Genomic DNA, 11,437 nt, shown 5'->3' with positions numbered 1-11,437 from the left:
GATTGAGCGATAGCAATATCGAAAAAAGAGGCAGTAAGTACTGTCTCTTTTTTATGCCTTTTAATATACGTGAGAAATTTATGTCATTCTTTAGCCAAGCTATCTATATATTTTCACAACAGGATTTAGCGTTTTTCGCCAAACGTAAGCTGTCATTTATTGTTCCAACAACAATCGCTATCATGGCCTCAACGTCTACTTCAGCTCAGAGTGAAAATCCTAACTTATACTCTAATCTCAACTCGCCATCTAATCCTACTACAGATTTATTGAATAATCAGAATATAAACGAAAAGTCTCAGGTGGATTGGACAGTGATGGCAACCGCCCACAGCCCCGCACAGCCTATTACTGCTTTTATTGGTGATTGGGATGCCCCATTAGACTCAGGTGAGCACGCGTATTTACAAGGACGTGCAGATTTAAAGGTACGCCCTGCTGGTAGCGTAATGAGCTATGGTTTAGGCTGGCGCTACGATTACTTAATGACGTTTAGCGAAGAGACAGCAGAGGTATATTGGCAATATGAAAACAAACAGCCATCGAGCACTAGCCAATCATACCCATTATTTTTAGATGCTAAGCATAATGAGAGATTTGGCGCTAATGTCGGTTTTACCCAGCCACTAAGTCCTAATTGGCAGTTAACGACTCATGCCAATATATGGCAAGGATTACATGCACTTGAAGGTAAGGTTTCGGGCAATCTGACCACAAGAGTGTTGCCTGATACTGAAGTAAATAACATAAGGGACAGCGTTGATAAAGCCGATGCCTATGTTGATTACTACTATGATGAGCCTGCACTGGGTGAAGAAAATCTAAACTGGTATCCTGCTAAACCTTCTGGTTATGGCTATTCCTTAGATTTACAACTGGCAGGAAAACTATCTGATAAAACGCAGTTGACACTTAGTGGCTACGATATATTTGGGCGTATGTACTGGAAGAATATGCCAAGCACGCGCTATGCGTTAGATTATGATGCCAATGGTCGACCTTTATATACGATTGAGGGTCAGCTTAGCACTAAGGATGTCACACAGACGCTACCATGGCGAGTTGAAGGTAGTCTAATACATCAATTAAATAATCAGTGGCAGCTTGGGGCACATGCGCAAGTCAATGATATTCAAGACTTGTATCAACTATCGGCAGGTTATCAGCTGACCGCTAATAATTATCCCATGACCATCACTGGATTGATTGAGCCACAGACTAAAGCGTTAGGTATAGCGTTAGATAGTAAATATGGTGGCATCAAGTTATTAACGGATGATATTGATTCAGAAAAAGCCAAACGCAGCGAGATTAGTCTATATGGACGTTATGCTTGGTAAGGATTCAATTAAGTCAATCTCATTAGTTATCAAGAAAAATAACTGTTCAAATAAAAGCTAGGCAAAATCAATCATCTACACCATCACGCAGCCGAGGATAAATGACAATCGGTCTATCACCTTCAAAGTAGAGCCCTGTTTTTAAGATTCCGTTTTCAGAATTGATAAGTGGTAGCTGACGACCATCGTAGAAGTCGCGCTTGCTAAACCATTCGATATAATGGGCAGCGCGCAATACGCTGATATCAAACTTCGCAAGACTAGCGCTATCAGTGGTATCGCACCATTCGTGCATGGGAAAGCTAGGTGTTAGCCAGTGAGGATAGACGAAATTAGCGATATTCATTGGCAAAAAGAATCGCCCTTTTATGACGCCATAACGCTTATCAATCTTAACTTGTCCATGCTTCTCAGTATCGACCCAAACGCTACAAAACTGCTTGGTTTGCATATGGGTCATTTTGCGCTGTAGATTGTCGTTGGAGTTGATCCCAACCCAATTAATCGGCTCAAAAGGTGCGGCACCCATAAAAAACTTAATCGCCAATTCCCAATGTTCAGTGAGCTTTTCCTCATGATTATATAAAATCAAATCCAGCTCACCAATCGTCTGTTTGCCATTGTATAACTGCACGTTATTAGCAAGCGTCTCATACGGATGCAATTTGCGCGCAAAGCCATCTTCTAGCCAAAATGACAATAAGCCTTCAAAGTGAAAACCCAAGCGATTGGGGCTAGGACGTTTTAATAAATAGCGAGTCAGCGCCTGATAGTCATTGGTGGTATCCAACTCTTTTAAACGCTGCTGATAAGCTTCAAACTGCTGTTGCCAAAAGCTTGCGCTATGTACGAAGATAGCATGGGTGTTTTGGTACGGTGCTACATCTAGCCACTTCGTCAAGACGTTAGGGCAGGCAAGCACATACGCCAAATCGCGCACATAAGGTCGCTGGTACGCTTCCCAAGGCGCATAATTGGCATGAGTTGCGAGAGTTGTAGGGCGTGGCGCGCTAAGCTCAGACATAGGTCAAATCAGAATAAATATAAAGTATTTACCCTAGCGGCTCAATTGCTAAAAGTCTATAGGCAATCGTAATATGTTAAGATTGTGGTCATCTGGCGGCATGTATTTTGCCGACTATTTAATAATAATGAGGGTTAAAAAATGAAATATCTTTTGCAAGTCGACTTTCCTTATAGCGGACCTTTTGGCAGTGCGTTTTTTGACGCCATGAAAGAGCTGGCCGAAGACATCGCAACCGAGAACGGTCTGGTCTATAAGCTATGGACAGAAAATGAAAAGACGCAAGAAGCGGGTGGCATTTATGTATTTGATAATCTGAACGATGCCAACAGATATTTAGAAAAGCATACTCAAAGGCTGACCTCATTTGGTTTTAAAGACATTAAATCTAAAGTATTTGTCATCAATGAAGCGCTAAGTACGATTACTAAAGCATCTTTGTAATACTTAATGGAGAATAGTTAAGTATAAAAAAAGCCAACCATTAAAAATAATGATTGGCTTTTCTCTTTAACTACTATGTTTGGTCGGAACGGCAGGATTTGAACCTGCGACCACTACACCCCCAGTGTAGTGCGCTACCAGACTGCGCTACGCCCCGAATGACTGACTATTTTACGCAAAATTATGCATATTGCAAGGGCTATTTATTTTAGCCAAAATCTACAGTCGCATTTTACTTATCATAGTCAGCATAACCAATGAGCAGTTAACCTTAACCCAATAGCTCTTTTAGGATTTGGTTTACTTGTTGTGGATTGGCACTACCACGGCTAGCTTTCATCACTTGCCCGACCAGACCGTTAAAGGCTTTTTCTTTACCGCCGCGATACTCGTCGACCATCGCTTGATTTTTCGCGATGACCTCTTCAACGATGGCTTTGATAGCGCCGGTATCGGTTTCCTGCTTAAGCCCTTTTTCTTCGATGATTTTATCAGCGGCGTCATCAGCGGCGCCGCCTTCACGCTCATATAGAGCACTAAAGACTTTCTTAGCCAATTTGCCAGATAAGGTATCGTCTTTAATACGCGCTAGCATACCAGCCAATTGCTTGGCACTGATAGGCGAGTCGATGATGTCTTTATCATCTTTGTTAAGTGCACCGAGCAGATCGCCCATGACCCAGTTAGCCGCCATTTTGGCATCTTGTTGTCCAACCTCAGCGACGACATCTTCGAAATAATCGGCTAGCGGACGGCTACCGGTTAGGATACGAGCGTCATATTCTGATAGACCAAGTGCCTCTTCAAAACGTGCACGGCGGGCAACAGGCAATTCAGGCATCGCTGCACGAATGCTATCAACGGTATGCTGCTCGATACGGACAGGCAGCAAGTCAGGGTCAGGGAAATAACGATAATCGTTGGCGTCTTCTTTGGTACGCATGGTGCGAGTTTCATCGCGCTCTGGATCGTACAGCATCGTGGCTTGGATGACCTTACCGCCGTCCTCAATGATATCGATTTGACGCTCGATTTCACGATTAATAGCGCGCTCGATAAAGCGGAACGAGTTGAGGTTTTTCAGCTCAGTACGAGTCCCAAGCTCGCTTCCTGGCTTGCGCACAGAGACGTTACAGTCGCAGCGGAATGAGCCTTCTGCCATGATGGCATCAGAGATACCAAGCCATGTAACCAGTTGGTGAATGGCTTTGATATAAGCAAGGGCTTCATGAGCTGAGCGCATATCAGGCTCAGAGACGATTTCGATTAATGGTGTACCAGCGCGGTTCAAATCCACGCCCGTCATGCCATCGACAGCATCATGCACAGATTTACCGGCATCTTCTTCTAAATGGGCGCGGGTGATGCCCATGCGTTTAGGGTATTCGTTTTTATCGCCTTCATTGACCACGACATCTATATAACCCTTGCCAACGATAGGATTGGCCATTTGGGTGATTTGATAGCCTTTTGGCAAGTCAGGGTAGAAGTAGTTTTTACGATCAAACGTATTAAATAAACCCAGCTCAGCATTGACGCCAATGCCGAATTTTAAGGCGCGATCGACGACGCCACTGTTTAATACGGGCAAGACACCCGGCAGACCTAAATCGACGATACTGGCTTGGGTATTTGGCTCATGACCAAAGTCAGTCGGCGCGCTGGAAAATATCTTACTTTCGGTATTGAGCTGGCAGTGAATCTCAATCCCGATGACCACTTCATAGCCATCGACGAACAGCTCTTTACGGACGATTTCTTGGTGAGCGGCATTATCAGTAGTAGTTGCTGTGTTCATTATACCGTCTCCTTCGCGATGGTAGAGTGTTGTAAATGGTGGTCTGTATGCTGCTGGAATAGGTGCGCGGTAGAGAGCAACTTGCTCTCTTGCCAATATTGTCCAATCAATTGCAAACCAATAGGCAAGCCGTTTGAGGTTAAACCAACTGGCTGACTAAGCGCAGGTAAACCGGCTAAGTTAACACCGATGGTATATACGTCACCCAAATACATCGTTGCAGGGTCGAGGTCTTCACCAAGCTTATAAGCAGCGGTTGGCGCAGTTGGGCTGGCGATGACATCACAGTTAGCGAAAGCGTCTTCGAAGTCTTTGACAATGAGTCGACGTACTTTTTGTGCCTTGGTGTAATAAGCATCAAAGTAACCAGCAGATAGCGCGTAAGTACCGGTCAAAATACGACGTTGTACTTCAGGGCCAAAGCCTTCTGAGCGTGAGCGCGTGTATAAGTCGAGCAGGTCGGTTGGGTTTTCACAGCGATAACCAAAACGTACGCCATCGAAACGTGACAGGTTTGATGATGCTTCTGCGGGTGCGAGCATATAATAAGTCGCAAGGGTAATCTCAGGGTCAGTAATATTGACCTCTACAATCGTTGCACCAAGCGCTTCGTATTGCTTTAGCGCTGCACGTACCGCTTGTTCGACTTCCGTATCTAGTCCGCTCGTAAAGTACTCTTTTGCCACGCCAATACGTAAGCCTTCTAATGGCTTCGCATTATCACCAGCGGCAGTGACCGCAGCATTCAAATCTTGGACATAATCTGGCATATCATGTTTGATAGAAGTGGCATCGCGTGGATCATGACCAATCATCGGTTGTAGCAGATAAGCACAGTCCATGGCACTACGACCCATGCTACCTGCTTGGTCAAGACTTGAGGCGTAGGCAATCATACCGAAGCGCGAGATACGACCATAAGTTGGCTTGATACCGGTTAAACCACAAAATGACGCTGGCTGACGAATAGAACCACCCGTGTCACTAGCCGTAGCAACGGGCACAAAGCCTGCGGCGACGGCGGCAGCACTACCGCCTGATGAGCCACCGGGGACGTGATTTAGATTCCAAGGGTTGTGCACCGCGCCATAATGCGAGCTTTCATTGTCTGAGCCCATCGCAAACTCATCCATATTGAGCTTACCAAGGCTAATCATGCCCGCTTTATCAATATTGGTGACGATAGTTGCATCATAAGGTGAAATAAAGTTATGCAGCATTTTTGAGCCACAAGTCGTCAATACGCCTTGGGTACAAAAAATGTCTTTATGTGCCATTGGTACGCCAAGCAGAGGACGCTTGTCGCCTTGGGCACGCATCTCGTCGGCCGCTTGTGCTTGTGCGCGCGCGGTTTCAGAGGTATGAGTGATAAAACTGTTAATCTTGCTGTCGAGCGCGTCGATGCGCTTTATATAATGTTCAGTTAATTCCGCGCTGCTAAATTGTTTGTCTTGCAAGCCCGTAATAAGCTGCTGAGTACTTAAGAGGTGAAGTTCAGACATAAGGTGTCGTCCGTCAAAATGTGAGTAGCAGTAAATAGGATAAAATAAAGGTAAAAGTTATTAGAATAATTATTCAATCACTTGTGGCACAAGGTATAGACCCGCTTCAACAGCAGGGGCCATTGATTGATTGCGCTCGCGATTGATATCGTGTTTGGCGACGTCTGCGCGCAAATCTTGGCAAGCTTCATGAATGTTTGACAAGGGTTTGATATCGGTGGTGTCTACATTACCAAGCGTTTGCATCAGCTTTAGTACTTTGGTGATATCGTCGGCGTAGCTGCTGGCGGTGTCTTCATCAACACCTAAGCGCGCAAGGCGGGCAACTTCTAAGATTTCTTGACGGCTGACAGTATTCTCAGTCGTGGGGGTTGGCTGTGACATAATTTCTCCAGTTAAGGACAGTTTTTATTAGAGTAGGGTATGACTAAAATGGGTCAGTATTAAGAGAGATAATCGTTAAAACATACTAAAACAGGTTAAAAAATATGAAAACACAGGCTCTATCTGTATGTTTTATAGAGAGTGTCCTTATTATAAAGCATCTCAGCCAAGATTACAGAGCAGGGCTTTGTTTGATTGCTGCATTATTATCTATGCTTTATTGGTCTTTATGCTTCATTCATTTTTATGTTTTGCTCGTTGGCTTTATGAGGCGCTGCTGTCATTAAGCCTTGCTGTTACTAAGCGTGCAACTGTTTTTATTAATATAGTCAATCTTAAATGAAACAAGTACAAGTATTATAACGCGCTACTGGTATTCATTTTCCTTGCTTGCTGTGCCTATGCAGACAGAGGCTGCGCAAAATGAATACCAGTAGCTCTGTGTTCATTTTATAGCGGATCGCCTATAGGCTGACTTTATAAAATAGCCCTATTTGCAAAATTGACCGGATAGTTATGGATTGATTATCAATTACTCACTATTTGGTTATGAAATACGTTACAGTATGCACCCACTGCTAAGCAAATTAATAAGTAAAACACTCAGCAGAAATATCACATGGCTGTAGCGCCTTGTTAGTTATTGAATTAAATGATGTTTCATATAATGGAGTGGTATTGTCCGCCATTTCAAACTTTGTAACAAATTTTAGCGCTTAAGAGCAAAATCCTAGCGTACTGATGCAAATATCTGTGTTTTTTTTGAGCTAAATCGGTATAATTTAGCTCAGTTTTTGCATTTCATCATTATGGCTTCGGTTTGACTTGTTGCGATGATAAACTCTCGCCACAGGTCATGTCTAACGACGACCTGCTCAACACTGACGAGTAAACCCTCAGTCAATTTCGTTCGCCTCATTCGCCTCATTTGTAAGACGCTGGATATATTAGTCATGAACCTGTTTGGATTTTTATCAAATAATATCGCAATCGACCTCGGTACTGCGAACACCCTTATTTTTATTCCTGGTAAAGGCGTGGTGCTCGACGAGCCTACGGTGGTCGCGCTACGAAGTAATCGTACCCAGAACCCTACCGTTGCTGCCGTTGGTATTGATGCCAAGCAAATGCTAGGTCGTACGCCTGCCAATATTACGGCGATTCGCCCGTTAAAAGACGGCGTGATTGCGGATTTTGAAGTGACGCAAAAAATGCTCAAGCATTTTATCACTAAGGTAAGAGCCAAGCGTTTTATGGCACAGCCTAACGTGGTGGTTTGTGTTCCTTGCAAATCAACCCTTGTTGAACGTAAAGCGATTCGCGAAGCGGTCTCATCAGCAGGCGCAAGCAAAGTATTGTTGCTAGAAGAGCCTATGGCGGCAGCAATTGGTGCTGGCATGCCGGTTCATGAAGCCAGTGGTTCGATGGTCGTTGATATCGGTGGTGGTACCACTGAGATTGCTGTTATCGCCTTGTCAGGTTGCGTCTATGCGGAGTCGATTCGTATCGGTGGCGATATGTTTGATGAAGCGATTATCACTCATGTACGCCGTACCCACGGTTGCGTGATTGGTGAAACCACCGCTGAGCGTATCAAACAAGAAGTTGGCTCGGCATTAAATGAAGACAGCCAGCTAGAAGTTGAAGTTCGCGGTCGTAGTATGGCAGAAGGCGTGCCAAAGACCTTTACGGTCAATTCAGAAGAGGTGCAAAAAGCCCTTAGCGATCCATTAAGTGGTATCGTCAGCGCGGTAAAAACTGCACTTGAGCAAACACCACCTGAGCTGTCATCAGATATCGCAGAACGCGGTATTGTATTGACTGGCGGCGGCGCGTTATTAAGAGGTTTAGATAAGCTGATTTCAAAAGAAACCGGTCTACCTGTCACTGTCGCTGAAGACCCATTAACTTGCGTCAGCCGTGGCGGTGGTATTTCGCTTGATTTTATCAATAACAAAAGTCTTAATATGATTTTTGTCTAAATCGGTACTGCTTATATAGGTGGTGCTAACTATATAGTTGGTACTCTTTATTTCGTACTGCCTATATAGTTAGTAATCAGGCATGCCTATATTTGCTCTGTTTGATGAACGCTAGCATGACATTGCGTGCGCGCTTTATCATAAAAACCGTTTTTTCTTATTCGTTTTATCCTATTAAAGGTAGCCAATCAGGTTGCCTTTAATAACATTAATCCATGCCAAAACCTATGCCAAAATTCATGCTGAAACTAAGTAGCAGGACGATATTACTTGCTTGGTCGTTTTGGTCATTGGTTTTTAGCATTGCTATAGTTAGTTTAAAATAAAAGCGCGACGTTATAGCTATGTGCGACTGGTATAAATTTTCCTTGCTTGCTGTTATCACAGAGGCTACGAAAAATTCATCCCAGTCACACGGTATAGATTTTAAAATTGTATTGATTTTAAAGTAGTTCTACTATATCGAGATGCTAAGTACAAAATTTTGATAGGGTCATATTTTATATCTTGATATTTGCTATTGTTATGTCAAGTAGCCGTTATTGCTCACATTAAAACCTCTAGATTAGACCAACTATGATTCCAAGTATTTTTGCTCGCCAACCGCTAGCGCTTCGTAAGACTGCTATTGTATTGATAGTGGCGCTTATATTGATGTGGTTTGATAGCAAAAATCCAGAATGGTTCAATCCCATACGTACGACCACCCATGCCGCCATGCAGCCCATTTATGAGCTGTCGTTATTGCCAAGCTATGCAAAACACTGGTCAAGTGGCAGTCTGCAATCTAAAGAAGCGCTACGCCGCGAAAATATGCAGCTAAAGTCGCAACTTATCCATGCTCAAGCTAAGCTGCAGCAGCAAGATTATATCTTGGCACAAAACGCCCGCCTGCAAGGTATCCTATCGACCACACGTCCCGAACAGTTTGATTTAAATTTGGCCCAAGTGATTGGTACTGATACCAATCTGCTCAGGCAAATCGTGGTGCTCAATAAAGGTGAGCAAGATGGTGTGCAAGTGGGTCAAACGGTCATCGATGAAGATGGTATTTTAGGGCAGATTATTAATGTCTATCCCAATACCAGCCGCTTGTTATTGATTACCGATGAGCAGCAATCGGTTGCCGTGACCGTCAAGCGTACGGGACAGCGCGCCATTGTCACCGGTGAGGGCATACCAACCTCTTTACGCCTTAATTACGTCTTTAAAACCTCAGATGTGCGCGTCGGCGATGAGCTGGTGTCATCAGGATTGGGCGGGCGTATTCCGGCAGGCTATCGGGTTGGCCGCATTGCTCATATTGAAGATACGCAAGCCGATAACTTTAGAAGTATTGAAGTCACGCCAGCGGCAAACTTTATCGACAATGCTTACGTGCTGGTGCTACAAGATAAGCTGAGCAATAAACGCAATGAAGGCATCAGTGAAAATTAATAGCTTATTCATAAGAAAGTATAGCTTATTCATAAGCATGCATAGCTTGTCATAATCCATAGCGTGCATGTATGGATAGATGGATGAATGATATCCAAAGATATTATTAACCATTAACCGCCGTGTTATTCCCCTCAATGCTAGATTAATAGTCAAATAGCAGCCGCTAAACACTCGCTAAAGGTAAGTATTCATGGCATATCCTGATTCTGATAATGCAACTGGGCTGTTGCTTGCCGTGATTGTCCTGAGCTTTATTGTCGCCTCCTCGCTCAGTGTTTATCCGTTAAGCCCGAGCATGGCAACATTGCGCCCGATGGTTATGATGATGGTGCTGATTTTTTGGTTACTGTTTCAACCGCGTTATGTTGGGGTTTTTGCCGCCTTTACCATTGGCATCATCGCTGATTTGTTGATGGACACACACTTAGGTCAGCAAGCCTTTGCTGCCGTGATGGTGGCATTGGTGATAAAAGTCACTAGCATTTATATTAGACAGCTAAATACCATCAGTGCGTGGTTAATAGCCAGCCTAGGATTGGTTATCTTCCAAGTCACTCTATGGATACTACAGATGTATATCCAAGATACCTTTGTCGCCCAATCTGCCTTATCTTTATTGATGAGTATTATAAGTTGGCCATTGGTGCTATTTATATTACGCAAATTTGCGCGCTGATTTTAGGTGCTTATTAATCTGCAACAATAAACAGTCATAAATTTATAAATAAGAGAATAGCAATGAAACTTATTTTAGCGTCTGGCTCACCGCGCCGTCATGAGCTGTTAACCAGAGCGCAACTCGACTTCACGGTCATGAGCGTCGATATTGATGAGACGCCCTATATCGATGAAGCATCCAAAGCGTATATTGAACGCATGGTCGCTACCAAGGCAGAGGCAGCAGTCGAACAATTAAATAGAGCATTGAATAAAGATTTAAACGACAATCAAGCTGATTTACCCGAATCCATTATTATTTTAACCGCTGATACCATCGGTGTCTTAGCAGACGGCAAGACAGTGTTGGTTAAACCGGCTAATCGTAAAGATGCTTATCGCATGTGGCAGCAGATGTCTGATAATGTCCATGAAGTCTGGACAGCGGTGCAAGCAACCCATGTAATATTCTCCTCTGAGAATGCTAGCAGCCCAAATAATAAGCCAGTATTGCAAGTCGTTAATCAGCAAAAAATCACTGAGCGTACCGAAGTGACCTTTATACCTTTAACCATAGAGATGATGAGTAATTACTGGGACAGCGGCGAGCCGGCTGATAAAGCGGGTGGTTACGGCATTCAGGGTTTAGGTGCAGCATGGGTGAGCCGTATTAATGGCAGCTATACCAATGTGGTTGGTTTGCCGCTGGCACAGACATTGGCGCTTATAAATAAGATGCAAATAAATGACATGCAACTAAAAGAAATACCAGAGGATAAAGCTAATGCTGTCAATTCGCTAAAAGTAGATGGCTAACCCTTATGCACATAATGACACGGTAGGGTGATGGGCAAACGCAAGGTGCA

General features: G+C 43.9%; 10 protein-coding genes and 1 tRNA gene. 6 read left to right on the top strand and 5 right to left on the bottom strand.

Annotation, left to right across the window (positions count from 1 at the left end):
• Positions 1-53 precede the first annotated feature (53 nt).
• Positions 54-1,340: a hypothetical protein gene (locus tag QJS82_RS09620; RefSeq protein WP_281490325.1), complete on the top strand. Its 1,287-nt coding sequence runs from the start codon at positions 54-56 to the stop codon at positions 1,338-1,340.
• A gap of 67 nt (positions 1,341-1,407) precedes the next feature.
• On the opposite strand, the gene QJS82_RS09615 is transcribed toward QJS82_RS09620, so the two are convergent.
• Positions 1,408-2,364, bottom strand: a complete 957-nt coding sequence (locus tag QJS82_RS09615) for a DUF1853 family protein (protein ID WP_281490324.1) — start codon at positions 2,362-2,364, stop codon at positions 1,408-1,410.
• 141 nt (positions 2,365-2,505) lie between these two features.
• Between QJS82_RS09615 and QJS82_RS09610 the strand changes: the two genes are divergently transcribed.
• Positions 2,506-2,808, top strand: coding sequence for a monooxygenase (locus QJS82_RS09610; protein ID WP_281490323.1), 303 nt, complete (start codon positions 2,506-2,508; stop codon positions 2,806-2,808).
• An 80-nt stretch (positions 2,809-2,888) separates the two neighbouring features.
• On the opposite strand, the gene QJS82_RS09605 is transcribed toward QJS82_RS09610, so the two are convergent.
• From QJS82_RS09605 to gatC, 4 genes are all read right to left on the bottom strand, one after another.
• Positions 2,889-2,965: transfer RNA gene (locus tag QJS82_RS09605), tRNA-Pro, on the bottom strand.
• A 114-nt stretch (positions 2,966-3,079) separates the two neighbouring features.
• Positions 3,080-4,606, bottom strand: coding sequence for an Asp-tRNA(Asn)/Glu-tRNA(Gln) amidotransferase subunit GatB (gene gatB, locus QJS82_RS09600; RefSeq protein WP_281490322.1), 1,527 nt, complete (start codon positions 4,604-4,606; stop codon positions 3,080-3,082).
• Positions 4,606-6,108, bottom strand: a complete 1,503-nt coding sequence (gene gatA / locus QJS82_RS09595) for an Asp-tRNA(Asn)/Glu-tRNA(Gln) amidotransferase subunit GatA (RefSeq protein ID WP_201562663.1) — start codon at positions 6,106-6,108, stop codon at positions 4,606-4,608. The genes gatB and gatA overlap by 1 nt, the downstream gene beginning before the upstream one ends.
• A 69-nt stretch (positions 6,109-6,177) precedes the next feature.
• Complete coding sequence (gatC, locus tag QJS82_RS09590) at positions 6,178-6,492, bottom strand: Asp-tRNA(Asn)/Glu-tRNA(Gln) amidotransferase subunit GatC (RefSeq protein ID WP_281490321.1); 315 nt, start codon at positions 6,490-6,492, stop codon at positions 6,178-6,180.
• A 944-nt stretch (positions 6,493-7,436) separates the two neighbouring features.
• On the opposite strand from gatC, the gene QJS82_RS09585 reads away from it, so the two are divergent.
• The 4 genes from QJS82_RS09585 to QJS82_RS09570 all read left to right on the top strand — a co-directional run bounded on the left by QJS82_RS09585 (position 7,437) and on the right by QJS82_RS09570 (position 11,387).
• Complete coding sequence (locus QJS82_RS09585; RefSeq protein ID WP_201562784.1) at positions 7,437-8,474, top strand: rod shape-determining protein; 1,038 nt, start codon at positions 7,437-7,439, stop codon at positions 8,472-8,474.
• Positions 8,475-9,050: 576 nt separating this feature from the next.
• On the top strand, positions 9,051-9,911 hold the full coding sequence (gene mreC, locus QJS82_RS09580; protein ID WP_281490320.1) for a rod shape-determining protein MreC: 861 nt from the start codon (positions 9,051-9,053) through the stop codon (positions 9,909-9,911).
• Positions 9,912-10,104: 193 nt separating this feature from the next.
• Entirely contained in the window at positions 10,105-10,590 is a 486-nt protein-coding gene (gene mreD, locus QJS82_RS09575) for a rod shape-determining protein MreD (RefSeq protein WP_201619945.1), read from the top strand.
• Between the two features lie 62 nt (positions 10,591-10,652).
• On the top strand, positions 10,653-11,387 hold the full coding sequence (locus QJS82_RS09570) for a Maf family protein (protein ID WP_281490319.1): 735 nt from the start codon (positions 10,653-10,655) through the stop codon (positions 11,385-11,387).
• Positions 11,388-11,437 lie beyond the last annotated feature (50 nt).

The sequence above is a fragment of the Psychrobacter maritimus genome, assembly GCF_029953575.1.
Classification (GTDB): Bacteria; Pseudomonadota; Gammaproteobacteria; order Pseudomonadales; family Moraxellaceae; genus Psychrobacter; species Psychrobacter maritimus.
Note: the sequence above shows the minus strand (reverse complement) of the source record. Positions and strands in the feature narration are given on the sequence as shown.